The 25,998-nt window shown below is 53.8% G+C and carries 20 protein-coding genes, 5 tRNA genes and 3 rRNA genes; 4 read left to right on the forward strand and 24 right to left on the reverse strand.

Translation table 11 applies throughout. The annotated features are described in order from the left end of the window. Positions 1–106: 106 nt before the first annotated feature. The 11 genes from rplL to H7R58_RS22460 form a co-directional block, all read right to left on the reverse strand. On the reverse strand, positions 107–472 hold the full coding sequence (gene rplL, locus H7R58_RS22410) for a 50S ribosomal protein L7/L12 (protein WP_006176746.1): 366 nt from the start codon (positions 470–472) through the stop codon (positions 107–109). A 66-nt stretch (positions 473–538) separates the two neighbouring features. Further along, positions 539–1,036 carry a 50S ribosomal protein L10 gene (rplJ, locus tag H7R58_RS22415; protein ID WP_001207203.1) on the reverse strand — a complete coding sequence of 166 codons (498 nt, stop codon included), beginning with the start codon at positions 1,034–1,036 and terminating at the stop codon, positions 539–541. 295 nt (positions 1,037–1,331) lie between these two features. Beyond that, a complete protein-coding gene (gene rplA, locus H7R58_RS22420) occupies positions 1,332–2,036 on the reverse strand; it encodes a 50S ribosomal protein L1 (protein ID WP_106930771.1) in 705 nt (234 codons plus the stop codon). A gap of 3 nt (positions 2,037–2,039) precedes the next feature. Beyond that, positions 2,040–2,468 carry a 50S ribosomal protein L11 gene (gene rplK, locus H7R58_RS22425; protein WP_012133815.1) on the reverse strand — a complete coding sequence of 143 codons (429 nt, stop codon included), beginning with the start codon at positions 2,466–2,468 and terminating at the stop codon, positions 2,040–2,042. A 157-nt stretch (positions 2,469–2,625) separates the two neighbouring features. After that, on the reverse strand, positions 2,626–3,171 hold the full coding sequence (nusG, locus tag H7R58_RS22430) for a transcription termination/antitermination protein NusG (protein ID WP_003862341.1): 546 nt from the start codon (positions 3,169–3,171) through the stop codon (positions 2,626–2,628). 1 nt (position 3,172) lies between these two features. After that, on the reverse strand, positions 3,173–3,556 hold the full coding sequence (secE, locus tag H7R58_RS22435; protein WP_064546531.1) for a preprotein translocase subunit SecE: 384 nt from the start codon (positions 3,554–3,556) through the stop codon (positions 3,173–3,175). Between the two features lie 221 nt (positions 3,557–3,777). Beyond that, complete coding sequence (gene tuf / locus H7R58_RS22440; RefSeq protein WP_047407352.1) at positions 3,778–4,962, reverse strand: elongation factor Tu; 1,185 nt, start codon at positions 4,960–4,962, stop codon at positions 3,778–3,780. Between the two features lie 116 nt (positions 4,963–5,078). Further along, a tRNA-Thr gene (locus H7R58_RS22445) sits at positions 5,079–5,154 on the reverse strand. A gap of 5 nt (positions 5,155–5,159) precedes the next feature. After that, positions 5,160–5,234: transfer RNA gene (locus H7R58_RS22450), tRNA-Gly, on the reverse strand. A gap of 119 nt (positions 5,235–5,353) precedes the next feature. Beyond that, positions 5,354–5,438: transfer RNA gene (locus H7R58_RS22455), tRNA-Tyr, on the reverse strand. Positions 5,439–5,441: 3 nt separating this feature from the next. Continuing rightward, positions 5,442–5,517 (reverse strand) — tRNA-Thr (locus H7R58_RS22460). Between the two features lie 437 nt (positions 5,518–5,954). Here H7R58_RS22460 and coaA point away from each other — a divergent pair. Continuing rightward, positions 5,955–6,905, forward strand: a complete 951-nt coding sequence (gene coaA / locus H7R58_RS22465) for a type I pantothenate kinase (protein WP_065358485.1) — start codon at positions 5,955–5,957, stop codon at positions 6,903–6,905. A 35-nt stretch (positions 6,906–6,940) separates the two neighbouring features. On the opposite strand, the gene birA is transcribed toward coaA, so the two are convergent. The 10 genes from birA to pepQ form a co-directional block, all read right to left on the reverse strand. Continuing rightward, on the reverse strand, positions 6,941–7,903 hold the full coding sequence (gene birA / locus H7R58_RS22470; protein ID WP_182929673.1) for a bifunctional biotin--[acetyl-CoA-carboxylase] ligase/biotin operon repressor BirA: 963 nt from the start codon (positions 7,901–7,903) through the stop codon (positions 6,941–6,943). Continuing rightward, positions 7,900–8,928: a UDP-N-acetylmuramate dehydrogenase gene (gene murB / locus H7R58_RS22475; protein WP_182929674.1), complete on the reverse strand. Its 1,029-nt coding sequence runs from the start codon at positions 8,926–8,928 to the stop codon at positions 7,900–7,902. Before murB ends, birA begins: the two co-directional genes overlap by 4 nt. Positions 8,929–9,140: 212 nt before the next feature. After that, a 5S ribosomal RNA gene (gene rrf, locus H7R58_RS22480) occupies positions 9,141–9,256 on the reverse strand. 95 nt (positions 9,257–9,351) lie between these two features. Beyond that, a 23S ribosomal RNA gene (locus H7R58_RS22485) occupies positions 9,352–12,257 on the reverse strand. 219 nt (positions 12,258–12,476) lie between these two features. Further along, positions 12,477–12,552: transfer RNA gene (locus tag H7R58_RS22490), tRNA-Glu, on the reverse strand. An 85-nt stretch (positions 12,553–12,637) separates the two neighbouring features. Then, positions 12,638–14,177: ribosomal RNA gene (locus tag H7R58_RS22495) — 16S ribosomal RNA — on the reverse strand. Together the 16S, 23S and 5S rRNA genes with 1 tRNA gene alongside form the textbook arrangement of a ribosomal RNA operon. Positions 14,178–14,564: 387 nt before the next feature. Beyond that, entirely contained in the window at positions 14,565–15,098 is a 534-nt protein-coding gene (gene hemG / locus H7R58_RS22500; RefSeq protein ID WP_106929926.1) for a menaquinone-dependent protoporphyrinogen IX dehydrogenase, read from the reverse strand. A gap of 12 nt (positions 15,099–15,110) precedes the next feature. Beyond that, the gene (gene trkH / locus H7R58_RS22505; protein ID WP_106929924.1) at positions 15,111–16,562 is read right to left on the reverse strand and encodes a Trk system potassium transporter TrkH; all 1,452 of its coding nucleotides are present in this window, start codon (positions 16,560–16,562) and stop codon (positions 15,111–15,113) included. Positions 16,563–16,604: 42 nt separating this feature from the next. Further along, positions 16,605–17,219: an IMPACT family protein gene (locus H7R58_RS22510; RefSeq protein WP_182929675.1), complete on the reverse strand. Its 615-nt coding sequence runs from the start codon at positions 17,217–17,219 to the stop codon at positions 16,605–16,607. After that, positions 17,219–18,550 carry a Xaa-Pro dipeptidase gene (gene pepQ, locus H7R58_RS22515; protein WP_182929676.1) on the reverse strand — a complete coding sequence of 444 codons (1,332 nt, stop codon included), beginning with the start codon at positions 18,548–18,550 and terminating at the stop codon, positions 17,219–17,221. The genes H7R58_RS22510 and pepQ overlap by 1 nt, the downstream gene beginning before the upstream one ends. A gap of 191 nt (positions 18,551–18,741) precedes the next feature. Between pepQ and fadB the strand changes: the two genes are divergently transcribed. Next, positions 18,742–20,931 (forward strand): fatty acid oxidation complex subunit alpha FadB, encoded by a 2,190-nt coding sequence (fadB, locus tag H7R58_RS22520; RefSeq protein WP_182929677.1) that lies wholly within the window; start codon positions 18,742–18,744, stop codon positions 20,929–20,931. A 9-nt stretch (positions 20,932–20,940) separates the two neighbouring features. Beyond that, positions 20,941–22,104, forward strand: a complete 1,164-nt coding sequence (fadA, locus tag H7R58_RS22525; protein ID WP_182929678.1) for an acetyl-CoA C-acyltransferase FadA — start codon at positions 20,941–20,943, stop codon at positions 22,102–22,104. Between the two features lie 177 nt (positions 22,105–22,281). Here the strand turns inward: fadA and fre are convergent, their stop codons facing one another. After that, positions 22,282–22,983: an NAD(P)H-flavin reductase gene (gene fre / locus H7R58_RS22530; RefSeq protein ID WP_182929679.1), complete on the reverse strand. Its 702-nt coding sequence runs from the start codon at positions 22,981–22,983 to the stop codon at positions 22,282–22,284. 85 nt (positions 22,984–23,068) lie between these two features. Next, positions 23,069–24,547 (reverse strand): 4-hydroxy-3-polyprenylbenzoate decarboxylase, encoded by a 1,479-nt coding sequence (ubiD, locus tag H7R58_RS22535; RefSeq protein ID WP_106929910.1) that lies wholly within the window; start codon positions 24,545–24,547, stop codon positions 23,069–23,071. Positions 24,548–24,709: 162 nt separating this feature from the next. Here ubiD and rfaH point away from each other — a divergent pair, with 162 nt between their 5' ends. Beyond that, positions 24,710–25,198 (forward strand): transcription/translation regulatory transformer protein RfaH, encoded by a 489-nt coding sequence (gene rfaH, locus H7R58_RS22540; RefSeq protein WP_106929908.1) that lies wholly within the window; start codon positions 24,710–24,712, stop codon positions 25,196–25,198. A 1-nt stretch (position 25,199) separates the two neighbouring features. Here rfaH and tatD read toward each other — a convergent pair whose 3' ends face one another. Then, the gene (gene tatD, locus H7R58_RS22545) at positions 25,200–25,994 is read right to left on the reverse strand and encodes a 3'-5' ssDNA/RNA exonuclease TatD (protein ID WP_182929680.1); all 795 of its coding nucleotides are present in this window, start codon (positions 25,992–25,994) and stop codon (positions 25,200–25,202) included. Positions 25,995–25,998 lie beyond the last annotated feature (4 nt).

The following is a 25,998-nucleotide window of genomic DNA, read 5'->3' on the forward strand; positions in this document are numbered from 1 at the left end:
CAAACAGTGTGAAATGCTACTGGCGCCATACAGCGCAAAATGGCTGGTGACTAAAAAGTCACCAGCCATCGGCCTGATTTCTCAGGCTTCAACTAGAAAAGTTGGCTTATTTAACTTCAACTTCAGCGCCAGCTTCTTCCAGAGATTTTTTCAGTGCTTCAGCGTCATCTTTGCTCACGCCTTCTTTCAGAGCGGCCGGAGCAGATTCTACCAGGTCTTTAGCTTCTTTCAGACCCAGGCCAGTTGCGCCACGTACTGCTTTGATGACAGCAACTTTGTTAGCGCCAGCAGCTTTCAGAATTACGTCGAATTCAGTTTTTTCTTCAGCAGCTTCAGCCGGGCCAGCAGCTACAGCTACAGCAGCAGCAGCAGAAACACCGAATTTTTCTTCCATTGCAGAAATCAGTTCTACAACGTCCATTACGGACATAGCTGCAACTGCTTCAATGATTTGATCTTTAGTGATAGACATTTAAATTGTTCCTGAAAATCAGAATAAGTTTATACGTAAGCAAATACTTTACAAAGACAACTGCGATTAAGCAGCTTCTTTCGCATCGCGTACAGCAGCCAGAGTGCGAACCAGTTTGCCAGCCGAAGCTTCTTTCATGGTTGCCATCAGGCGTGCAATTGCTTCTTCGTAGGTCGGCAGAGTTGCCAGGCGATCGATCTGCGATGCCGGGATTAACTCACCTTCAAAGGCTGCGGCTTTGACCTCAAATTTTGCATTCGCTTTCGCGAACTCTTTGAACAGACGAGCAGCAGCGCCCGGGTGTTCCATAGAGTATGCAATCAGGGTCGGACCAACAAACGTGTCTTTCAGGCACTCGAACTGAGTACCTTCAACGACGCGGCGCAGCAGGGTGTTACGAACAACACGCATGTATACGCCAGCTTCACGACCTGCTTTACGCAGTTCAGTCATTTTGTCTACAGTTACGCCACGGGAATCCGCAACTACTGCAGACAGCGCGCCTTTGGCTACTTCGCTGACTTCAGCAACAATCGCTTGTTTGTCTTGAAGATTTAAAGCCATTAGCTTTGCTCCTGGATGTTTGCCAGAGCTTATGCTCTGGAACTCACTTCACTCTACTCAACGAGAAGAGCGTCTTAATACGGTGAGCAGAAACAAGCCAAAGAGTACTTTAAAAAAATAATCTTAGCGTTCTGTCACCGTCTACGCAGGGGATTAAGTTTCTTGCGAAACACCTGCGGTCTTCGACGGAGGCCTGGATAGGCCAGGCTCCAACGAACAAATCTTTTAGCCGCTAACTTTTGTTAGCAAACGTGGGGGTAAGATTGTAGACAAAATCACCGCCCACGTAAAGGCATTAGTTTGCAGCAGCGCTCAGGCCAGCCTGGTCAACTGCAACACCTGCACCCATGGTGGTGGAGATGCTAACTTTCTTGATGTACACGCCTTTCGCCTGAGTCGGTTTTGCTTTTTTCAGCGCAACCAGCAGAGCTTCCAGGTTTTCTTTCAGTTTGTCAGCGTCAAAGTCCACTTTACCGATGGTGGTGTGGATGATGCCGTTTTTGTCGTTACGATAACGAACCTGACCTGCTTTAGCGTTCTTAACCGCTTCAGCAACGTTAGGGGTTACGGTACCAACTTTCGGGTTTGGCATCAGGCCGCGCGGGCCCAGAACCTGGCCCAGCTGACCAACAACGCGCATTGCATCCGGGGAAGCAATAACAACGTCGAAGTTCATTTCGCCTTTTTTGATCAGGTCAGCCAGATCTTCCATACCTACCAGCTCAGCGCCAGCAGCTTTAGCTGCTTCAGCGTTCGGGCCCTGGGTAAATACGGCAACGCGAACAGAACGGCCAGTACCGTGCGGCAGTACAGTTGCACCACGTACGTTCTGGTCAGATTTACGAGCGTCGATGCCGAGGTTAACGGCAACGTCAACGCTTTCGTTGAATTTAGCAGTAGCCAGTTCTTTCAGCAGAGAGATAGCTTCGTTGATGTCGTACTGTTTGGTCGCATCAACTTTCTCACGGATCACACGCATGCGCTTGGTCAGTTTAGCCATTTCTTAGTCCTCCACTACCAGGCCCATGGAACGTGCAGTACCTTCGATGGAGCGAGTCATCGCTTCAATGTCGGCACCAGTCATGTCGGCAGCTTTGGTCTGCGCGATTTCCTGCAGCTGAGCGCGGGAAATTTTACCTACTTTGTCTTTGTTCGGCTTACCGGAACCAGACTTAATACCAGCCGCTTTCTTCAGCAGTACTGCTGCCGGAGGCGTTTTGGTAATGAAGGTGAAAGAACGGTCAGCGTAAACGGTGATAACAACCGGGATCGGCAGACCTTTTTCGATGGAATCAGTCTTCGCGTTGAACGCTTTGCAGAATTCCATGATGTTAACACCCTGTTGACCCAGAGCAGGACCAACCGGCGGACTCGGGTTTGCCATACCAGCTGCAACCTGCAGCTTGACGTAGGCCTGGACTTTCTTAGCCATTCTAAAATCCTCTAATTGGGTAATAGCGCCTCAAGGAGGCTCCCCGTGAATAAAAATCGCTTTACAGGCCGTGGCCCATAAAAACAAAAGGCGCGAAATTGTATGTCAATTTCGCGCCCTATGCAACGATTAGATCGATGCTTTTTTGATCGCAGTCTTACGCTTTCTCAACCTGAGCGAAGTCCAGCTCTACCGGGGTCGCACGACCGAAGATAGAAACGGACACTTTCAGGCGGGACTTCTCGTAATCCACTTCTTCGACCACGCCGTTGAAGTCAGCAAACGGACCGTCGTTAACGCGAACCATTTCACCCGGCTCAAACAGTGTTTTCGGACGCGGCTTATCGCCAACCTGCTGCAGACGGTTCATGATGGCATCGACTTCTTTATCGCTGATTGGCGCCGGACGGTCAGAGGTACCGCCGATGAAGCCCATGACGCGCGGAACGCTACGCACCAGGTGCCAGCTTGCGTCGTTCATCACCATCTGAACGAGCACGTAGCCCGGGAAGAATTTACGTTCGCTTTTGCGACGCTGGCCGCCACGGATTTCGACCACTTCTTCGGTCGGCACCATGACTTCGCCAAACAGCTCTTCCATATTATGTAATTTGATATGCTCGCGCAGCGAAGTCGCTACACGACCTTCAAAACCGGAAAACGCCTGAACGACGTACCAACGCTTTTTAGGTGCTTCAGACATCTTAGAACCTCAGGCCAGTGATAAAGGATACCAGGCGAACCAGAATACCATCCAGTCCCCACAGGATCAGTGACATTACCGCAGTGACCGCAGCAACGATCAGCGTAGTGTGCAGCGTTTCCTGGCGAGTCGGCCAAATCACCTTACGAACTTCCGTTCTCGCTTCACGAGCAAACGCAACGGTCGCTTTGCCTTTCGTCGTCAACAGCGCGACACCACCCGCTGCAGCAATAATAATTACTACGGCCAGCGCACGCAGCGGCAGCATCATGTCGCGATAAAGGTAGTTACCCACAATTGCTACAATCAGCAATACGGCAACAACGACCCACTTCATCGCTTCCAGGCCGCGCCCGCTCCCTTGAGCTTCGGTATTCGCACTCATAAACCAACCTGTCAGAAGTATTCTACAAACATTTCCACCCCGCGATTGCGAGGCGATCCAAACCGAAATAAGTTTCGGACTAAACGCCCTCTACAGAGCCTGTCTCAGCAATGATTATGGCAAAGATAATCACTGATGAGCCAGGTTCTGGTTCGACAGCGTACAAAAAGGGCATCAAATGATGCCCTTTTATTGCGCATTGCGTCAAATGTTATCAGCAATTAGCTCATTACTTTGGCAACAACGCCCGCGCCAACGGTACGACCGCCTTCACGGATTGCGAAACGCAGACCATCGTCCATCGCGATCGGGTGGATCAGGGTAACAACCATTTTGATGTTGTCGCCCGGCATGACCATCTCTACGCCTTCCGGCAGTTCGATGGTGCCAGTCACGTCAGTCGTACGGAAGTAGAACTGCGGACGGTAGCCTTTGAAGAACGGAGTATGACGGCCGCCTTCGTCTTTGGACAGGATGTACACTTCAGATTCGAACTTGGTGTGCGGCTTGATAGAACCCGGCTTAGCCAGTACCTGACCACGTTCGATTTCTTCACGTTTGATACCACGCAGCAGAACACCAACGTTCTCACCCGCACGGCCTTCGTCCAGCAGTTTGCGGAACATTTCAACGCCGGTACAGGTAGACTTAGCGGTGTCTTTGATACCAACGATTTCAACTTCTTCGCCAACTTTGATGATACCGCGTTCTACACGACCGGTAACAACGGTACCACGACCGGAGATGGAGAATACGTCTTCGATCGGCAGCAGGAACGGCTTATCGATAGCACGTTCTGGTTCCGGAATGTAAGAATCCAGGAAGCCAGCCAGTTCGATGATTTTCGCTTCCCACTCAGCGTCGCCTTCCAGCGCTTTCAGAGCAGAACCACGAACGATCGGCGTGTCGTCGCCCGGGAAATCGTACTGAGACAGAAGTTCACGAACTTCCATTTCTACCAGTTCCAGCAGCTCTTCGTCATCAACCATGTCGCATTTGTTCAGGAACACGATGATGTACGGAACGCCTACCTGACGACCCAGCAGGATGTGCTCACGAGTCTGCGGCATCGGGCCGTCAGTCGCAGCAACAACCAGGATCGCGCCATCCATCTGCGCAGCACCGGTGATCATGTTTTTAACATAGTCGGCGTGGCCCGGGCAGTCTACGTGTGCGTAGTGACGAGTCGGGGTGTCATATTCAACGTGAGAAGTGTTGATGGTGATACCACGCGCTTTTTCTTCCGGCGCGTTATCGATCTGGTCGAATGCACGAGCAGCACCGCCGTAGGTTTTAGCCAGTACGGTAGTGATTGCAGCGGTCAGGGTAGTTTTACCATGGTCAACGTGGCCGATAGTACCGACGTTGACGTGCGGTTTGGTACGTTCAAATTTTTCTTTAGACATCGATAGTCCCTCTAATACACGGATAAATCGGTGATATCACCACATCAACCAGACAAAACGCCTGAATTGTTGAATGCTTGAATTTGAACAGAGAGAAACGGGAGGGAGAAGAGAAGTGGTGCTGATACCCAGAGTCGAACTGGGGACCTCACCCTTACCAAGGGTGCGCTCTACCAACTGAGCCATATCAGCACGTCTGGAGCGGGCAGCGGGAATCGAACCCGCATCATCAGCTTGGAAGGCTGAGGTAATAGCCATTATACGATGCCCGCATCCTAAAACTCGGCTACCCAGTTCTTTCTGTGCCAAAGGAAAGAGATTTCTCCCTTTCCTTTGTTTGAGTTAGTTATTTTACCAACCAACTCTGGCCTCGCAATGCTTAGCCTGAAAGTGGTGGTGGGGGAAGGATTCGAACCTTCGAAGTCTGTGACGGCAGATTTACAGTCTGCTCCCTTTGGCCGCTCGGGAACCCCACCTGATGGTGCCGACTACCGGAATCGAACTGGTGACCTACTGATTACAAGTCAGTTGCTCTACCTACTGAGCTAAGTCGGCATCAAGTAGCGCGCATTCTAGGGAGACATGCGGCGACATGCAACTAAAAATTTGCATAAAATGTTCTATCGCTCACGTTTTGTGCGTTCGCGCGTAAAAACTCAGCAAAATGGCGTTTTGCCGGCTAAAAATAGCACAATAATTCGCCCCTATTCGTACCGTTAGCCCCTATTTCGGGAGCCACACAGCGTCGAGACTTCGGTCAGCAGCCGCTTCATAGCAATAAAGCGATATCACCTACGCTTCTTCATTGTCACTTCAACCTTACTCAGGAAAACAGCATCCGTAACAAAGAGCGGTGTTTTCTCACGAAAGCACGACTAATTTGGATTTTTTCTTCTTTTTCTCTTCCACCTGGTGTTAACCTCCTGCCCATTGTCCTGATTAACTGAATGTGAAGCGTCGCGTGCAGTCAGCGTGGTAGCCAGAACATGCTTATGAGAAAACAAGAGCAAACGTTAATGACACCTTATCTACAGTTCAATCGTAGCCAGTGGGCGGCGCTGCGCGATTCAGTGCCAATGACCCTGACTGAGGGCGAAATTACGCGCTTAAAAGGTATCAACGAAGATCTGTCGCTGGAGGAAGTGGCGGAGATCTATTTGCCTTTGTCACGTCTACTGAACTTCTATATTAGTTCTAACCTGCGCCGCCAGGCGGTGCTGGAACAGTTCCTCGGCACCAACGGCCAACGCATTCCCTACATCATTAGCATCGCCGGCAGCGTGGCGGTAGGTAAAAGCACGACCGCCCGCGTACTGCAGGCGCTGCTCAGCCGCTGGCCCGAGCATCGTCGCGTTGAGCTGATCACCACCGACGGTTTCCTGCACCCTAACGAAGTGCTGAAAGAACGTGGGCTGATGAAGAAAAAGGGTTTTCCGCAGTCATATGATATGCATCGACTGGTCAAGTTCGTTTCTGACCTGAAGTCAGGCGTGCCGAACGTCACCGCCCCGGTCTATTCACATCTGATCTATGATGTGATCCCCGATGGCGATAAGACGGTCACCCACCCGGATATTTTAATTCTCGAAGGGTTAAATGTACTGCAAAGCGGGATGGATTATCCGCACGATCCACATCATGTATTTGTTTCCGACTTCGTTGATTTTTCTATATATGTTGACGCTCCGGAAAAATTATTACAGTCGTGGTACATCAATCGTTTCCTGAAATTCCGTGAAGGGGCCTTTACCGATCCGGATTCTTATTTCCACAATTACGCACAGCTTTCAAAAGAAGAGGCAATTAACGTTGCCACCTCGCTGTGGAACGAAATTAACCTTCGGAATTTAAACGAAAATATTCTTCCAACGCGCGAGCGAGCAAGTCTTATTTTGACAAAAAGCGCGAACCATTCCGTTGAGCAGGTGCGTTTGCGGAAATAAATCGAATAAAAAATAGGGAGCCGAAGCTCCCTATTTTATTCTGCGCTGCGTAGCGATATTTCGCCGCCCATCCAGGGTTTTATCACCCCATCTTGCTCAAGTAATAATGCCCCCTGAGCATCGATGCCTCGAGAAATACCGAAGATTTCTTTATCACCAATAATGAGTTTTACCGGTCGATTAATAAAGTTATCTAACTTATCCCAACGTGAGAGATAAGGTGCCAGACCTTCCTGTTCAAAGACCTGCAGCGCATGATGCAGTTCGTTAATCAGGCGCGCGGCCAGCACGTTACGATCGATGGTGATCCCCGCTTCCTGCAAGTTGATCCAGCCCTGGTTAATCACATCATTTTCAACCCGACGCATGACAAGGTTGATGCCCGCGCCAATAACGATTTGTGCAGCATCGCCGGTTTTCCCCGTTAGTTCAACGAGTATCCCCGATAATTTACGGTCATTCAGATAAAGGTCGTTCGGCCATTTCACTCGGACTTTATCCGCACCAAGATCCTGAAGCACTTCCGCCATCACAATGCCAATTACCAGACTCAGACCAATCGCGGCGGCTGGCCCCTGCTCTAATCGCCAGTACATAGAGAGATAGAGGTTAGCACCAAACGGCGAGAACCACTTACGTCCACGGCGGCCGCGGCCTGCCTGCTGGTATTCAGCCACGCAGGCATCGCCGGACTTCAGCTCGCCGATGCGATCCAGCAGATACTGGTTGGTTGAATCAATCACCGGAAGAACGGCAACGTCGCCATAATCAACCGCGCTGCGAATACGCTGCGTATCCAGCAGTTGGATCGGTTCCGGCAGACTATAGCCTTTACCAGGCACGGTAAAGACATCAACGCCCCAATCGCGCAGGGTCTGGATATGTTTATTAATCGCCGCGCGGCTCATTCCCAGCATCTCACCCAGCTGCTCTCCGGAGTGAAAATCACCGTCGGCCAGCAAAGAGATAAGGGTTAATGGCACCGTATTATCTTTCATTGAATCACCTCAACTGCGTTCACTTCACCCGCGTGGCCAATAAAGCGTACCTCTGGCTCCAGCCAGACGTTAAATTTGTCACCTACCTGATGACGGACATAGTGTGCCAGTTTTACGACATCATCACTTTGCGCATTGTCGATATTGACCAGTACCAGCGCCTGCTGCTGGTGAACCGCAGCGCCTCCCTCAACGTGGCCTTTTAGCTGACACTGATCGATAAGCCAGCCGGCAGCCAACTTAACGCTGCCATCCGTCTGCGGATAATGAGGTGCCTTAGGGAAGTTTGCCAACAGCGTTTGTGCATATTCCGCGCTGACAACCGGGTTTTTAAAGAAGCTACCCGCATTACCATTCACTTTGGGATCCGGCAGCTTGGTCATACGCATATGACAGACTGAATCGAAAACCTCACGCGGGGTGACGGTTTGCGGATCCAGGCGGGTAAGATCGCCGTAGGTTAATACCGGCTGCCACTCTTTAGCCAGGCGGAAGCCAACGGCAACAATTGCGAAGCGGTCCTGATAAGCATGTTTAAAGATGCTATCGCGGTAGCCAAACTGACACTCTTCAGCGGTGAGGCGTCTATGCTCACCGGTGGCCAGCTCAATGCAGTCGACGTATTCGCAAACGTGCCGCAACTCGACGCCATAAGCGCCGATGTTCTGAATGGGGGACGAGCCTGCGCAACCGGGGATCAGCGCCAGATTTTCCAGCCCGGGCATATCGTTATCCAGCGCGTAGCGAACCAGCTGATGCCAGTTTTCGCCGGCACCTACATGCAGATGCCAGGCATCAGCGGTTTCACTGACGTCGATACCTTTCAGGCGATTAAGGATCACGGTACCAGAATAATCTTCCAGAAACAGGACGTTGCTTCCTTCACCCAGGATCATCACCGGCAGCCCGTCGCGGGTTGCTTGCTGCCAGGCGCTGAGTAGTTGTTGTTCATTTTCAGCGCTTACGATGTGCTTTGCACAATGGTCAATGCCGAAGGTATTCCAGGGTTTTAAGGAGTAGGTCATGGCTGCTTTCCTGATGCTAAATCGGCGATAGTTTACCGTATCTGCGTGGGGAAGGCTTGCGGTTATATGGAGCAGGAGGACATCTGGCAATGTAGAAAGCGTGGGCCGGATAAGGCGAAGCCGCCATCCGGCAATATCCACAATGCCGCATCCCACAAAGCGCAGACGCAAAAAAGCCCATCCGTCAGGATGGGCTTCTTCACTTAATTGATGCCTGGCAGTTCCCTACTCTCGCATGGGGAGACCCCACACTACCATCGGCGCTACGGCGTTTCACTTCTGAGTTCGGCATGGGGTCAGGTGGGACCACCGCGCTACGGCCGCCAGGCAAATTCTGTTATTAACCCGCTTTTCGCCGGTCAATGTAATCTGTAATCAATGCTGAAAATCGTCTCAATTTCGCCAAAACATCTTCGGCGTTGTAAGGTTAAGCCTCACGGTTCATTAGTATCGGTTAGCTCAATGTATCGCTACACTTACACACCCGACCTATCAACGTCATCGTCTTTAACGTTCCTTCAGGACTCTCAAGGAGTCAGGGAGAACTCATCTCGGGGCAAGTTTCGTGCTTAGATGCTTTCAGCACTTATCTCTTCCGCATTTAGCTACCGGGCAATGCCATTGGCATGACAACCCGAACACCAGTGATGCGTCCACTCCGGTCCTCTCGTACTAGGAGCAGCCCCCCTCAATTCTCCAGCGCCCACGGCAGATAGGGACCGAACTGTCTCACGACGTTCTAAACCCAGCTCGCGTACCACTTTAAATGGCGAACAGCCATACCCTTGGGACCTACTTCAGCCCCAGGATGTGATGAGCCGACATCGAGGTGCCAAACACCGCCGTCGATATGAACTCTTGGGCGGTATCAGCCTGTTATCCCCGGAGTACCTTTTATCCGTTGAGCGATGGCCCTTCCATTCAGAACCACCGGATCACTAAGACCTGCTTTCGCACCTGCTCGAGCCGTCACTCTCGCAGTCAAGCTAGCTTATGCCTTTGCACTAACCTCCTGATGTCCGACCAGGATTAGCTAACCTTCGTGCTCCTCCGTTACTCTTTAGGAGGAGACCGCCCCAGTCAAACTACCCACCAGACACTGTCCGCAACCCGGATTACGGGTCTACGTTAGAACACCAGCCATTAAAGGGTGGTATTTCAAGGTTGGCTCCACACGAACTGGCGTCCGCGCTTCAAAGCCTCCCACCTATCCTACACATCAAGGACCAGTGTTCAGTGTCAAGCTATAGTAAAGGTTCACGGGGTCTTTCCGTCTTGCCGCGGGTACACTGCATCTTCACAGCGAGTTCAATTTCACTGAGTCTCGGGTGGAGACAGCCTGGCCATCATTACGCCATTCGTGCAGGTCGGAACTTACCCGACAAGGAATTTCGCTACCTTAGGACCGTTATAGTTACGGCCGCCGTTTACCGGGGCTTCGATCAAGAGCTTCGCGTTGCCGCTAACCCCATCAATTAACCTTCCGGCACCGGGCAGGCGTCACACCGTATACGTCCACTTTCGTGTTTGCACAGTGCTGTGTTTTTAATAAACAGTTGCAGCCAGCTGGTATCTTCGACTGATTTCAGCTCCATGGGTAAACCACTTCACCTACATATCAGCGTGCCTTCTCCCGAAGTTACGGCACCATTTTGCCTAGTTCCTTCACCCGAGTTCTCTCAAGCGCCTTGGTATTCTCTACCTGACCACCTGTGTCGGTTTGGGGTACGATTTGATGTTACCTGATGCTTAGAGGCTTTTCCTGGAAGCAGGGCATTTGTTACTTCAGTACCGTAGTACCTCGTCATCACACCTCAGCGTTAAAAAGAGTCCGGATTTACCTAAACTTCCCGCCTACATGCTTAAACCGGGACAACCGTCGCCCGGCTAACATAGCCTTCTCCGTCCCCCCTTCGCAGTAACACCAAGTACAGGAATATTAACCTGTTTCCCATCGACTACGCCTTTCGGCCTCGCCTTAGGGGTCGACTCACCCTGCCCCGATTAACGTTGGACAGGAACCCTTGGTCTTCCGGCGTGCGGGTTTTTCACCCGCATTATCGTTACTTATGTCAGCATTCGCACTTCTGATACCTCCAGCACCCCTCACAGGACACCTTCAACGGCTTACAGAACGCTCCCCTACCCAACAACACATAGTGTCGCTGCCGCAGCTTCGGTGCACAGTTTAGCCCCGTTACATCTTCCGCGCAGGCCGACTCGACCAGTGAGCTATTACGCTTTCTTTAAATGATGGCTGCTTCTAAGCCAACATCCTGGCTGTCTGAGCCTTCCCACATCGTTTCCCACTTAACTGTGACTTTGGGACCTTAGCTGGCGGTCTGGGTTGTTTCCCTCTTCACGACGGACGTTAGCACCCGCCGTGTGTCTCCCGTGATAACATTCTTCGGTATTCGCAGTTTGCATCGGGTTGGTAAGTCGGGATGACCCCCTAGCCGAAACAGTGCTCTACCCCGAAGATGAATTCACGAGGCGCTACCTAAATAGCTTTCGGGGAGAACCAGCTATCTCCCGGTTTGATTGGCCTTTCACCCCCAGCCACAAGTCATCCGCTAATTTTTCAACATTAGTCGGTTCGGTCCTCCAGTTAGTGTTACCCAACCTTCAACCTGCCCATGGCTAGATCACCGGGTTTCGGGTCTATACCCTGCAACTTAACGCCCAGTTAAGACTCGGTTTCCCTTCGGCTCCCCTATACGGTTAACCTTGCTACAGAATATAAGTCGCTGACCCATTATACAAAAGGTACGCAGTCACCCCATAAAGAGGCTCCCACTGCTTGTACGTACACGGTTTCAGGTTCTTTTTCACTCCCCTCGCCGGGGTTCTTTTCGCCTTTCCCTCACGGTACTGGTTCACTATCGGTCAGTCAGGAGTATTTAGCCTTGGAGGATGGTCCCCCCATATTCAGACAGGATACCACGTGTCCCGCCCTACTCTTCGAGTTCACAACCTGTGCATTTTGGTGTACGGGACTATCACCCTGTACCGTCGGACTTTCCAGACCGTTCCACTAACACACAAGCTGATTCAGACTCTGGGCTGCTCCCCGTTCGCTCGCCGCTACTGGGGGAATCTCGGTTGATTTCTTTTCCTCGGGGTACTTAGATGTTTCAGTTCCCCCGGTTCGCTTCATTACGCTATGTATTCACGTAATGATAGTGTGACGAATCACACTGGGTTTCCCCATTCGGAAATCGCCGGTTATAACGGTTCATATCACCTTACCGACGCTTATCGCAGATTAGCACGTCCTTCATCGCCTCTGACTGCCAGGGCATCCACCGTGTACGCTTAGTCGCTTAACCTCACAACCCGAAGATGTTTCGTAAAACACCATCGTGTTGCGAAAATTTGAGAGACTCGAACACACCGCTTATCTGTTCTTATTACGGAGAACAGACACAGTGTGTCGTTTCAATTTTCAGCTTGATCCAGATTTTTAAAGAGCAAATATCTCAAACGTCACCCGAAGGTAAGTTTTGAGATATTGGGGTCGGCGACTTTCACTCACACTAACCAGCAAGTGGCGTCCCCTAGGGGATTCGAACCCCTGTTACCGCCGTGAAAGGGCGGTGTCCTGGGCCTCTAGACGAAGGGGACACTGAAGTCTCAATCGCAAGACGCCTTGCTATTTACTTTTCATCAGACAATCTGTGTGAGCACTTCAAAGAACGCTTCTTTAAGGTAAGGAGGTGATCCAACCGCAGGTTCCCCTACGGTTACCTTGTTACGACTTCACCCCAGTCATGAATCACAAAGTGGTAAGCGCCCTCCCGAAGGTTAAGCTACCTACTTCTTTTGCAACCCACTCCCATGGTGTGACGGGCGGTGTGTACAAGGCCCGGGAACGTATTCACCGTAGCATTCTGATCTACGATTACTAGCGATTCCGACTTCATGGAGTCGAGTTGCAGACTCCAATCCGGACTACGACATACTTTATGAGGTCCGCTTGCTCTCGCGAGGTCGCTTCTCTTTGTATATGCCATTGTAGCACGTGTGTAGCCCTACTCGTAAGGGCCATGATGACTTGACGTCATCCCCACCTTCCTCCAGTTTATCACTGGCAGTCTCCTTTGAGTTCCCGGCCGAACCGCTGGCAACAAAGGATAAGGGTTGCGCTCGTTGCGGGACTTAACCCAACATTTCACAACACGAGCTGACGACAGCCATGCAGCACCTGTCTCAGAGTTCCCGAAGGCACCAAAGCATCTCTGCTAAGTTCTCTGGATGTCAAGAGTAGGTAAGGTTCTTCGCGTTGCATCGAATTAAACCACATGCTCCACCGCTTGTGCGGGCCCCCGTCAATTCATTTGAGTTTTAACCTTGCGGCCGTACTCCCCAGGCGGTCTATTTAACGCGTTAGCTCCGGAAGCCACTCCTCAAGGGAACAACCTCCAAATAGACATCGTTTACGGCGTGGACTACCAGGGTATCTAATCCTGTTTGCTCCCCACGCTTTCGCACCTGAGCGTCAGTCTTCGTCCAGGGGGCCGCCTTCGCCACCGGTATTCCTCCAGATCTCTACGCATTTCACCGCTACACCTGGAATTCTACCCCCCTCTACGAGACTCAAGCTTGCCAGTTTCAAATGCAGTTCCCAGGTTGAGCCCGGGGATTTCACATCTGACTTAACAAACCGCCTGCGTGCGCTTTACGCCCAGTAATTCCGATTAACGCTTGCACCCTCCGTATTACCGCGGCTGCTGGCACGGAGTTAGCCGGTGCTTCTTCTGCGAGTAACGTCAATCACTAAGGTTATTAACCTTAATGCCTTCCTCCTCGCTGAAAGTACTTTACAACCCGAAGGCCTTCTTCATACACGCGGCATGGCTGCATCAGGCTTGCGCCCATTGTGCAATATTCCCCACTGCTGCCTCCCGTAGGAGTCTGGACCGTGTCTCAGTTCCAGTGTGGCTGGTCATCCTCTCAGACCAGCTAGGGATCGTCGCCTAGGTGAGCCGTTACCCCACCTACTAGCTAATCCCATCTGGGCACATCCGATGGTGTGAGGCCCGAAGGTCCCCCACTTTGGTCTTGCGACGTTATGCGGTATTAGCTACCGTTTCCAGTAGTTATCCCCCTCCATCGGGCAGTTTCCCAGACATTACTCACCCGTCCGCCACTCGTCACCCGAGAGCAAGCTCTCTGTGCTACCGTTCGACTTGCATGTGTTAGGCCTGCCGCCAGCGTTCAATCTGAGCCATGATCAAACTCTTCAATTTAAGTTTGATGCTCGTGAATTAAACTTCGTAATGAATTACGTGTTCACTCAGAGACTTGGTATTCATTTTTCGTCTTGCGACGTTAAGAATCCGTATCTTCGAGTGCCCACACAGATTGTCTGATAAATTGTTAAAGAGCAGTGCAACACGGCTTTCGCTCACTGTTGCGAGGTGGCGTATATTACGCTTTCCTCTTTCAGAGTCAAGCGTTTAATTTCGCTTTTCTCTGCCGAGATTCTCAGGAGAACCTCGCTGACCCGGCGGCTTGTTTGCCGTTGTTCCGTCTCAGTGGGGCCGCATTATAGGGAGAAAATGAGAACCCGCAAGCATAAATATTAAAAAACTTTTTGTTCGCTCACTTTCCAGGCAATCAGCCGAATTAGCGCCCTATTTGCGCGAAAGTTGCGCGATTTCCTTAGCAAACGCGGACACCTGCTCCCAGTCGGTATATACCACTTCTTTGCGTGTATCCGTTTCCCCGCCGGTCATCTTCATTATCAGACGGATCATAAAGCGGTCGAACCAGCCGTAGCGCGGATAACGTAAGGCGCCCGCAAATACCGCACAGGCATCCGGCTGCCATGGAGAACGCAGCAGGAACTTACGCGTGTAGCTATTGGTCTGCGGCGAACGCTTCTCTGGCTTACGCGCAACCAGGTTTACCGCAAAGAAAGCGCCAGGGATCGCCTGCAGCGCGGCCGCATGCTTTTTCACAAAACGGTCAAGCGCGGGATGAAAATGCCCATAGCGAATGGAAGCGCCGATAATCACCCGGTCATACTGCGCCCAGTCCACGCTATCCGTACGGTGTAAGTCCACCATCGCCGTCTCGACATCAAGCTCGCTCAGCTGCGAGCAAAGATGGGCGGCAATTTCGCGCGTCTGCCCATCACGGGTAGAAAAGAGCATTAATGTTTTCAACGCTAACTCCTGTTATTCGCGCCAGAATGTCGGGGTAAAGAGCACCAGTAAGGTGAAGACCTCCAGACGACCAAACAGCATGTTCGCGATCAGGATCCACTTCGCCACCGGGTTCATGCTGGCAAAGTTATCCGCTACCACGCCCAGCCCTGGCCCGAGGTTGTTCAGCGTCGCCACAACCGAGGCAAACGCCGAGAAGTCATCCACGCCGGTGGCGATAATCGCCAGCATGCTGACAATAAACACCAGCGCATAGGCAGAGAAGAATCCCCATACCGCTTCAAGAATACGTTCCGGCAGCGCACGGTTGCCGAGCTTGATGCTATACACCGCGTTCGGGTGGACCAGACGCTTCAGCTCACGGTTCCCCTGTTTGAACAGCAGCAGAATACGAATGACCTTCAGGCCACCACCGGTGGAACCGGCGCAGCCGCCAATAAAGGCGGAACACAGCAGCAGTACCGGCAGGAATAACGGCCAGCGCGCAATACTGTCGGTGGTGAACCCAGCGGTCGTCGCCATTGATACCACCTGAAAGAACGCCTGGTTAAGCGTGGTCACCGCCGATGCATAAATATTGTGGAACCACAGCACCAGCGTACAGATCACCACCAGCGTCAGTTGCACACCGATAAACATGCGGAACTCCGGATCGCGCCAGTACACCTTCAGGCTACGTCCGCTTAATAAAGAGAAGTGCAGGCCGTAGTTACAGCCGGAGATCAGCAGGAAGACCGCAATAATGGTATTGATGGTTGGACTATTAAAGAAGCCCACGCTCGCATCATGGGTAGAGAAGCCGCCGATGGCGATGGTAGCAAAGCTATGGCCGATGGCGTCAAACGCCGGCATTCCGGCGAACCAGAGGGCCAGCGCGCAGGCAACGGTGAGCAGCACATAAATAAGCCATAGGGTTTTCGCCGTTTCGGCAATACGCGGGCGCATTTTATTATCTTTCAGCGGCCCGGGCATTTCCGCCCGATACAGCTGCATCCCACCGACGCCGAGGATAGGGAGAATCGCCACCGCCAGCACAATGATCCCCATCCCACCAAACCACTGCAGCATCTGCCGGTAGAAGAGTATCGCGTGAGGCAATGAGTCCAGCCCCACCAGCGTGGTCGCACCGGTCGTGGTTAACCCCGAGAACGATTCAAAGAACGCATCGGTTACCGTGAGGTTAGGCTGTTCAGAGAAGATAAACGGCAGCGCACCCACGCTGCCCAGCACGGTCCAGAACAGGACAACAATCAGAAATCCTTCACGCGATTTCAGTTCGCCCTTCTCCCGGCGGTTCGGCCACCACAGCAGCGAACCAATCGCTAGCGCCACGAAGAATGTCTGGGTAAATGCGCGCCCGGCGCCATCGCGGTAAATCAGAGCCACTAAACCCGGCAGGATCATCGTCCCCGAGAATAAGATGACCAGAAGTCCAACAATTCGAGTAATGGCACGAAAATGCATTTCCGGCGCGTCCTTTGATAATCTAAAAAGTCAGGAGGGGGATTATTCGTCAATCGCTAACAAATGCAATGAACCACGACTAAAATCCGCCAGCTTTGCGGAAAAATCAGGCACTTTTGCCTGCGGAAGCGCCACACGGAGCATAACGGACGCCTGATAGTCGCTGTCCACGATCTGGCCGGCATACTGCCCAACCAGCGCCTCAACGCCCGCCAACTGCCCGTATTCGCATAACAGAGTATATTCGGTTAGCGGCGTTTTGATCTGCGTAGTCAGTAGATTAAGCGCCTGCTGAACTCCGCCACCGTAGGCCTTCACCAACCCTCCGGTGCCTAAAAGGATACCGCCGTAGTAGCGCACCACCACGGCGGTAATTTCGCCAACGCCGCTGCCCATCAGCTGCGCCAGCATCGGCTTACCGGCCGTGCCAGCGGGTTCACCATCATCAGAGAAACCTAGCTGCTGCGAATCGTCCGGCCTGCCCGCGACCCACGCCACGCAGTGGTGGCGGGCATCAGGGTGCTCGGCGCGAATCGACTCAACAAATGCTTTGGCCGCTTCCACGCCGTCGGTATGTGCCAACAGCGTGATAAAACGACTCTTTTTGATCTCTTCAACGAAGGTGACCGGCTCGGCCGGTATTCGCCAGCTTTCCATTACGCCAGTTTCAGATCGCGCGTCATGTTTTCGATATTGTTCTCGTGGATCACCACGTTATCTTCAATACGAATACCGCCGAACGGCTTCAACGCTTCAATTTTCTTCCAGTTGAAATGTTTGCTGTACTGGCCTTCGCGCCACGGCGCCAGCAGGGACTCAATAAAGTAGAAGCCCGGCTCGATGGTCAAGACCATGCCCGGCTGCAGTACGCGAGTACAGCGCAGGTACGGGTATTTAGACGGTGCAGCCAGATGCGTCCCGCTATCATCCTGCATAAAGCCGGCGACGTCGTGCACCTGCAGGCCCAGAGGGTGACCAATACCGTGCGGCATAAACGGCCCGGTCAGATCGTTCTCAACCATCGCTTCTTCGCTCATATCAGTGACGATCTGGTGCTTACGCAGCAGTTTGGCAATCCGCTGATGGAACTGAATGTGATAATCAACATAGCTGGTGCCGGCCTTCATGGTCGCAATCAGCGCCAGCTGCTCGGCATTCACATCTTTTACCAGATGCGCATAGTCGTTATCGCTGTGTGCCGACCAGGTGCGGGTCAGGTCGGCCGCATAACCGTTGTACTCCGCCCCCGCATCCAGCAGGAAGCTGCGTATTTCTGACGGCACGCGGTGATCCAGCTTGGTGTAGTGCAGTACGGAAGCATGTTCATTCAGCGCCACAATGTTGCTGTATGGAACATCGGTATCGCGATGGCCCGTCGCCGTCAGATACGCCAGATTGATATCAAACTCGCTCATGCCTGAACGGAATGCCTCTTCCGCCGCACGGTGGCCGTTAACCGCCATCTTCTGCGCTTCACGCATGCACCCCAGCTCGTAATCGGTTTTATAGGCGCGATAGTAGTGCAGGTAATCAATCACCCCTTTGGGGTTGATGTTGTTTGCCGCAATGCCGAGCCCCAGCGCACGCTCCGGAACCGGACCGATATAGCCAATATTGCCGCGGGCCGCCGGCAGTTGGCTACCAATGCCATCCGCTTTCGGCAGCGCGATCACCTCAACGTCTTCCGTCCAGAACGACGTTGGCAGCGGCTCTACGTTGTGCCAGTAGTCTACCGGCAGGTAAAACCACAGCTTGGGTTTATTCACCCCATCCACCAGCAGCCAGCAGTTTGGCACCTGGGTCACCGGTACCCATGCTTTGAACTGCGGGTTGACTTTAAACGGGTACGGGTGGTCATCCAGAAAAACATTCATCAGCTCGCCAGAGTGGATAAGCAGCGCATCAAGCTTAAAACGCTCAAGTGCGTTACGCGCCCGCTCTTGTAAGGTAACAATATGATTTTTATAGAGTGCGGCCAGTGATTCCATTATTTACCCTTCTGAATTTATTGCCCTTTAGTCTCCGCATAGTAGCACACCTCACCCACCCTGCGTGATTTCCCCCGGACGTGATCCGACCAGCAAATATTTAAAGTCTTATTTGCATTTATTTAACACAAAATACACACTCGAGTTTATCTGGTATGACCAGATCATATTGCTGGATTCAGGAGACTGACATGCTCTACAAAGGCGACACCCTGTACCTCAACTGGCTAGAAGATGGCATTGCCGAACTGGTGTTCGATGCCCCTGGCTCAGTGAACAAACTCGATACCGCAACCGTAGCCAGCCTCGGCAAGGCGCTCGACGTCCTCGAAAAACAAAAAGAGCTGAAGGGGCTGCTGCTGCGCTCCGAGAAGGCGGCCTTTATTGTCGGCGCGGATATCACCGAATTCCTTTCGCTGTTCCTGGTACCTGAAGAACAGTTCAGCCAGTGGCTGCATTTCGCGAACAGCGTATTTAACCGTCTGGAAGACCTGCCGGTACCGACGATTTCCGCCGTCAACGGCTATGCGCTGGGCGGCGGCTGCGAATGCGTGCTGGCCACCGACTATCGCCTGGCGACCCCGGATCTGCGCATCGGTCTGCCGGAAACCAAGCTCGGTATTATGCCTGGCTTCGGCGGCTCCGTTCGTCTGCCGCGCCTACTGGGCGCTGATAGCGCGCTGGAAATCATTGCCGCCGGTAAAGACGTCAGCGCAGAACAGGCGCTGAAAATTGGCCTGGTTGACGGCGTCGTTAAACCCGAAAAACTGTTCGATGGCGCGCTGGCAGTACTGCGTCAGGCTATCAACGGCGACCTGGACTGGAAAGCGAAGCGTCAGCCGAAGCTTGAGCCGCTCAAGCTCAGCAAGATTGAAGCCACCATGAGCTTTACCATCGCCAAGGGCATGGTGATGCAAACGGCGGGTAAACACTATCCGGCGCCAATCACCGCGGTGAAAACCATTGAAGCGGCAGCACGCTTTGGCCGCGAAGAAGCGCTGAATCTTGAAAACAAAAGTTTTGTTCCACTGGCCCATTCTAATGAAGCCCGTGCGCTGGTCGGTATTTTCCTCAACGACCAATTCGTCAAAGGTCAGGCGAAGAAACTGACCAAAAACACCGAACCGCCGAAACATGCCGCCGTGATTGGCGCAGGCATCATGGGTGGCGGGATCGCTTACCAGTCCGCCTGGAAGGGCGTGCCGGTGATCATGAAGGATATCAGCGAAAAATCGCTGACTCTCGGCATGACAGAAGCCAGCAAGCTGCTCAACAAACAGCTCGAACGCGGCAAAATTGACGGCCTGAAGCTGGCTGGCGTCATCGCCACTATTCAGCCCACGCTGGACTACGCCGGTTTCGATCGCGTTGATGTCGTTGTCGAAGCCGTGGTGGAAAACCCGAAGGTAAAAAAAGCGGTGCTCGCGGAAACCGAGCAGAAGGTGCGCCCGGACACCGTGCTGGCATCGAACACCTCGACCATTCCTATCAGCGAGCTGGCCGACGCGCTGGAGCGCCCGGAAAACTTCTGCGGTATGCACTTCTTTAACCCGGTGCACCGTATGCCGCTGGTCGAGATCATTCGCGGCAAGAAAACCGCCGACAGCACCATTGCGAAAGTAGTCGCCTGGGCCAGCAAAATGGGCAAAACGCCGATCGTGGTTAACGACTGCCCGGGGTTCTTCGTCAACCGCGTACTGTTCCCGTACTTTGCCGGCTTCAGCCAGCTGCTGCGCGATGGCGCCGACTTCCGCAAAGTGGATAAGGTCATGGAGAAACAGTTCGGCTGGCCAATGGGGCCGGCCTATCTGCTCGATGTGGTCGGGATTGATACCGCGCACCATGCACAAGCGGTAATGGCCGCCGGTTTCCCGCAGCGGATGCAGAAAGATTACCGTGACGCCATCGATGCGCTATTTGAAGCCAGCCGTTTTGGTCAGAAAAACGGTCTTGGTTTCTGGCGCTATAAAGCCGACAACAAGGGTAAACCGAAGAAAGAAGAAGATGCCGCAGTAGACAGCCTGCTGGCCGATGTCAGCCAGCCGAAGCGCGACTTCAGCGATGAAGAGATTATCGCCCGTATGATGATCCCGATGGTCAACGAAGTGGTGCGTTGTCTGGAAGAAGGCATTATCGCCAGTCCGGCAGAAGCGGATATGGCGCTGGTCTATGGCCTGGGCTTCCCTCCGTTCCACGGCGGTGCGTTCCGCTGGCTGGATACGCTCGGCAGCGCGAAGTATCTCGATATGGCGCAGCAGTATCAGCATCTTGGGCCGCTGTATGAAGTTCCGGCAGGCTTGCGCGATAAAGCGCGCCATAACGAAGCGTATTATCCCCCGGTTGAGCCAGCCCGCCCGGCTGGTGAGCTGAAAACGGCTTAAGGAGTCACGATGGAACAGGTTGTTATTGTTGATGCAATTCGTACCCCGATGGGCCGTTCCAAAGGGGGCGCATTCCGCAACGTGCGCGCCGAGGATCTCTCCGCGCATCTGATGCGCAGCCTGCTGGCGCGCAACCCGGCGCTGGAAGCGGCGGCTCTCGACGACATTTACTGGGGCTGCGTACAGCAGACGCTGGAGCAGGGCTTCAACATTGCCCGCAACGCGTCGCTGCTGGCAGAAATCCCGCATTCGGTTCCGGCTGTCACCGTGAACCGTCTGTGTGGTTCTTCGATGCAGGCGCTGCACGACGCTGCGCGCATGATTATGACCGGCGATGCGCAGGTCTGCCTGGTGGGCGGCGTAGAACATATGGGCCACGTGCCGATGAGCCACGGCGTTGATTTCCATCCGGGCATGAGCCGCAACGTGGCGAAAGCGGCGGGGATGATGGGCCTGACCGCTGAGATGCTCTCACGCATGCACGGCATCAGCCGCGAAATGCAGGATGCCTTCGCCGCACGCTCCCACGCGCGCGCCTGGGCCGCCACACAGTCCGGCGCCTTTAAGAATGAAATCATTCCCACCGGCGGTCACGACGCAGACGGCGTGCTGAAGCAGTTTAACTACGATGAAGTGATCCGTCCGGAAACGACCGTTGAAGCGCTCGCGACGCTGAAACCGGCATTTGACCCGGTCACCGGCACGGTCACCGCGGGTTCGTCATCCGCACTCTCCGACGGCGCATCCGCCATGCTGGTGATGAGCGAAAGCCGCGCCCGCGAACTGGGGTTAACGCCGCGTGCGCGTATTCGCTCAATGGCGGTCGTTGGCTGCGACCCGTCGATCATGGGCTATGGTCCGGTTCCGGCGTCGAAGCTGGCGCTGAAAAAAGCGGGCCTGAGCACCAGCGATATCGGTTTGTTTGAGATGAACGAAGCGTTTGCCGCGCAGATCCTACCGTGTATTAAGGATCTGGGGCTGATGGAGCAGATCGACGAGAAGATCAACCTCAACGGCGGCGCGATCGCACTGGGTCACCCGTTAGGCTGTTCCGGTACGCGTATCAGCACCACGCTGCTTAATCTGATGGAGCGCAAAGACGTGCAGTTTGGTCTGGCGACGATGTGCATTGGCTTAGGTCAGGGGATCGCGACGGTTATCGAGCGCGTATAAAAGAACGCCCCGGCGAACAAGGCCGGGGCGAACCATACTGTAGGCCGGATAGAACGCGCCCGCGTCACCATCCGGCGTCTTTGCCGGGGGCGCTTCGCTTGCCCGGCCGACAATAACCAACAACACAGTTTAGTTGCCGTTCTTCCCGCCTGTCAGGGGCGGGTTTTTTATTGCCTATCAGATAAAGGCAAACGCATCGCCAAACAGACGATCTTCACGCGCCTGACGCTCGTTGCAGAACAGGTCACGGGCGATTTTCGCCATTTCAAAACGCCCGGCAATATAGATATCGTGTTCGGCCAGCGTGCCATAATCCTGAAGCACCGCCGTGAGCACGGTGCCTGAACGCCCGCGCCACTCCTCTTCCGGCTGCTCCACCACCGGCACCACGCGCAGGTTCGGATGATTAACCGACAGCGCCTCCAGCTCGGACAGGTCGTAGAGATGCTTCTCTTCACGGCCACCCCAATAGATAGCGACGTCGCGATTCGGATTACGCGCCAGCGCGGTCAGCAGAATAGAACGCACGTAGGAGAAGCCGGTACCGCCGGCAATCAGCACCAGCGGGCGATCGTCTTCCTCACGCAGCCAGGCTTCGCCGTGCGGAATATCCACCACCACTTCGCGGTCTTTCAGAATGCGGTCCATAACGGCCATGGCGTACAGGTTCAGCTCAGAAGCGCCGATGTGCAGCTCGATAAACGCCTGTTCATCCGGCGTAGAGGCCATAGAGAACGGACGCTTGTCGCGCTCATCCATCACCACCATCAGATACTGCCCGGCACGAAATGAGAAGGCAGCTTCGGGTACTAAACGAACGCGGTATACCGTATCAGTAATGGCATCCACCGAGGTCACTTTACAGCTTAAGGTTGTCATGCGCTCCCTCTGTCGGGTCTTCTTCCCCATCCTCACTCATGCTGTCGCCACGAGGGCCACGGCATAAGCCTTCCGGGGTGGGTTATCATTTATTGTCGGGAAAAATGGCCAGCTCGTCCCAGATCTCATCAATACGCGCCGTAACGGCGGGATCTTTCTTGATTGGACGGCCCCATTCGCGCTGGGTTTCCCCAGGCCATTTGTTGGTGGCGTCCAGCCCCATTTTCGACCCCAGGCCGGAAACCGGCGAGGCGAAGTCCAGATAATCGATCGGCGTGTTCTCTACCAGCACCGTATCCCGCGCGGGATCCATGCGGGTAGTGATCGCCCATATCACATCGTTCCAGTCGCGTGCGTTAACGTCATCATCGCAGACAATCACGAATTTTGTGTACATAAACTGGCGTAAAAACGACCATACGCCCATCATTACGCGTTTTGCGTGCCCCGCATACTGTTTTTTCATGGTGACAACGGCAAGGCGATAAGAACACCCTTCCGGCGGCAGGTAGAAATCGACAATCTCCGGGAACTGTTTTTGCAGAATCGGAACGAAAACTTCGTTCAGCGCTACGCCCAGCACCGCTGGCTCATCCGGTGGGCGTCCAGTATACGTGGAGTGGTAGATAGCGTCTTCGCGCTGAGTAATATGGGTGACGGTAAAGACCGGGAAGTTATCCACCTCGTTATAGTAGCCAGTATGATCACCATACGGGCCTTCTGGTGCCATCTCGCCCGGTTCAATGTAGCCTTCCAGCACAATTTCGGCGCTGGCCGGCACTTCCAGATCGTTAGACACACACTTCACAACTTCGGTTTTTGTGCCGCGCAGCAGCCCGGCAAACGCATATTCAGAAAGCGTATCCGGCACCGGGGTCACAGCCCCCAGAATCGTGGCCGGATCGGCTCCCAACGCTACTGACACCGGATAACGTTCACCGGGGTGCGCAGCACACCACTCCTGGAAATCTAACGCGCCGCCGCGATGCGACAGCCAGCGCATAATCAGTTTGTTTTTGCCAATCACCTGCTGGCGATAAATGCCCAGATTCTGCCGTTCTTTGTGCGGGCCGCGGGTAACCGTCAGCCCCCAGGTAATCAGCGGTGCCGCATCTTCCGGCCAGCAGGTCATCACCGGTATGCGCGAGAGATCGACATCGTCGCCGGTCATAATTTTTTGCTGACAAGGTGCGCCCCGCAGGCGTTTGGTTGGCATATTCAGCACCTGCTTGAACTGCGGCAGCTTGTCAAACAGATCGCGGAAGCCCTTAGGCGGCTCCGGCTCTTTCAGAAAGGCTAATAGCTTACCCACTTCACGCAGCGCGCTGACATCTTCCTGCCCCATCCCCATCGCCACGCGACGCGGCGTGCCGAACAGGTTGCAAAGCACCGGCATGTCATAACCTTTGGGATTCTCAAACAGGAGCGCAGGCCCACCGGCACGCAGCGTGCGGTCAGCAATTTCGGTCATTTCCAGATGGGGATCAACCGGGAGGCTAATACGTTTTAGTTCGCCCTGCTGTTCGAGTAACGTCAGAAAGTCGCGTAGGTCATGGTATTTCATGGGGTAATTATTGGCCTCCTGGTAAGCGCCCTAGTATACGGCGAATGGTCCTTTGATGCTGTATTTTTGTTAAATTAGCGTGAATTAAAGCTGTAACAATCAACATCGCGATCTGGCTGCACTTTTGTTATGCTTCCGCGCTAACAAGTGGAAAGAGTGATTATGCAAGCCTGGTATTTACTGTACTGCAAACGCGGGCAACTTCAGCGTGCCCAGGAACATCTTGAGAGACAGGCGGTCAACTGCCTGACGCCGATGATCACCCTGGAAAAAATGGTGCGCGGTAAGCGCACGTCAGTCAGTGAGCCGCTGTTCCCGAACTATCTGTTCGTGGAGTTTGACCCGGAAGTCATCCACACCACCACGATTAACGCCACCCGCGGCGTTAGCCATTTTGTCCGTTTTGGCGCGCGCCCGGCCACGGTACCATCATCGGTGATCCATCAGCTTTCTATCTACCAGCCTGAAGATATCACTGACCCGGAAACGCCTTATCCCGGCGATTGCGTGGTGATTACCGAAGGCGCGTTCGAAGGGCTGAAGGCTATTTTTGCCGAGCCCGACGGCGAAGCACGCTCAATGCTGTTGCTGAACCTGCTGAATAAACAGGTTAAGCAAAGCGTCAAAAATACCGACTTCCGTAAAGCCTGAACTAAAAATCGATATTAAACAGCCTTCTGGCGTTGTTGTCCGTGACGGCTTCCAGCCATTGTGCCTCTTCTGCACGCCACTCGGCCACGCGCGCCAGAATATGGGTGACAAACGCAGGCTCGTTACGGCGTGAAGCCGGTTTCAGTGCCATGTCACGCGGCAGCAGGTACGGCGCATCGGTCTCCAGCAGCAGGCGATCGGCCGGAATCATCGGCAACAGCTCGCGCAGCGCCAGCCCGCGGCGCTCGTCGCAAACCCAACCGGTAATACCGATCAGCAGCCCGCGATCCAGGCAGGCCTGTGCTTCCTCGCGCGTGCCGGTGAAGCAGTGCAGCACCGCACCCGGCAGATGGTCGAGCCACGGTTCCAGCAGCGTCAGAAAACGTTCATGGGCGTCACGACAGTGCAGAAAAACTGGTATTCCCAGTTCGGCGGCTATCGCTAGCTGGGCGCTAAAGGCGACTTCCTGCTCCGCGGGCGTTGAGAAGTTGCGGTTAAAGTCCAGACCACACTCCCCCACCGCCACGACTTGAGGCTTGTTCAGCAGCGCATAAATAACCTCTGCCACCGCCGGCGACCAGCTGCTGCTATCATGCGGATGCACGCCTGCGGTTGACCAACAGCCCGTAAAGCGTTCTGCCAGCCGCTGCGCCTCTTCGCTCTCGTGACGGTTGGTGCCGGTCAGCAGCATGCCATGCACGCCGGCGGCGAGCGCTCGGGCGACGACCTCATCGCGATCGCGGGCGAACTGTGAACTGGTCAGATTGACCCCGATATCAAACATCATGGCTCCCATACGA

It is taken from the genome of Klebsiella sp. WP4-W18-ESBL-05, from assembly GCF_014169075.1.
In the GTDB taxonomy this organism is placed as follows: Bacteria; Pseudomonadota; Gammaproteobacteria; order Enterobacterales; family Enterobacteriaceae; genus Kluyvera; species Kluyvera ascorbata_B.

What these genes read in the sequence shown, in the direction of transcription:
- rplJ (WP_001207203.1), bottom strand. Translation starts at nt 1,036, where the DNA reads ATGGCTTTAAATCTTCAAGACAAACAAGCGATTGTTGCTGAAGTCAGC.
- fre (WP_182929679.1), bottom strand. Translation starts at nt 22,983, where the DNA reads ATGACAACCTTAAGCTGTAAAGTGACCTCGGTGGATGCCATTACTGAT.
- pepQ (WP_182929676.1), bottom strand. Translation starts at nt 18,550, where the DNA reads ATGGAATCACTGGCCGCACTCTATAAAAATCATATTGTTACCTTACAA.
- rfaH (WP_106929908.1), top strand. Translation starts at nt 24,710, where the DNA reads ATGCAAGCCTGGTATTTACTGTACTGCAAACGCGGGCAACTTCAGCGT.
- secE (WP_064546531.1), bottom strand. Translation starts at nt 3,556, where the DNA reads ATGAGTGCGAATACCGAAGCTCAAGGGAGCGGGCGCGGCCTGGAAGCG.
- rplA (WP_106930771.1), bottom strand. Translation starts at nt 2,036, where the DNA reads ATGGCTAAACTGACCAAGCGCATGCGTGTGATCCGTGAGAAAGTTGAT.
- nusG (WP_003862341.1), bottom strand. Translation starts at nt 3,171, where the DNA reads ATGTCTGAAGCACCTAAAAAGCGTTGGTACGTCGTTCAGGCGTTTTCC.
- ubiD (WP_106929910.1), bottom strand. Translation starts at nt 24,547, where the DNA reads ATGAAATACCATGACCTACGCGACTTTCTGACGTTACTCGAACAGCAG.
- tuf (WP_047407352.1), bottom strand. Translation starts at nt 4,962, where the DNA reads ATGTCTAAAGAAAAATTTGAACGTACCAAACCGCACGTCAACGTCGGT.
- coaA (WP_065358485.1), top strand. Translation starts at nt 5,955, where the DNA reads ATGAGAAAACAAGAGCAAACGTTAATGACACCTTATCTACAGTTCAAT.
- rplL (WP_006176746.1), bottom strand. Translation starts at nt 472, where the DNA reads ATGTCTATCACTAAAGATCAAATCATTGAAGCAGTTGCAGCTATGTCC.
- tatD (WP_182929680.1), bottom strand. Translation starts at nt 25,994, where the DNA reads ATGGGAGCCATGATGTTTGATATCGGGGTCAATCTGACCAGTTCACAG.
- rplK (WP_012133815.1), bottom strand. Translation starts at nt 2,468, where the DNA reads ATGGCTAAGAAAGTCCAGGCCTACGTCAAGCTGCAGGTTGCAGCTGGT.
- fadA (WP_182929678.1), top strand. Translation starts at nt 20,941, where the DNA reads ATGGAACAGGTTGTTATTGTTGATGCAATTCGTACCCCGATGGGCCGT.
- H7R58_RS22510 (WP_182929675.1), bottom strand. Translation starts at nt 17,219, where the DNA reads ATGGAAAGCTGGCGAATACCGGCCGAGCCGGTCACCTTCGTTGAAGAG.
- birA (WP_182929673.1), bottom strand. Translation starts at nt 7,903, where the DNA reads ATGAAAGATAATACGGTGCCATTAACCCTTATCTCTTTGCTGGCCGAC.
- trkH (WP_106929924.1), bottom strand. Translation starts at nt 16,562, where the DNA reads ATGCATTTTCGTGCCATTACTCGAATTGTTGGACTTCTGGTCATCTTA.
- fadB (WP_182929677.1), top strand. Translation starts at nt 18,742, where the DNA reads ATGCTCTACAAAGGCGACACCCTGTACCTCAACTGGCTAGAAGATGGC.
- murB (WP_182929674.1), bottom strand. Translation starts at nt 8,928, where the DNA reads ATGACCTACTCCTTAAAACCCTGGAATACCTTCGGCATTGACCATTGT.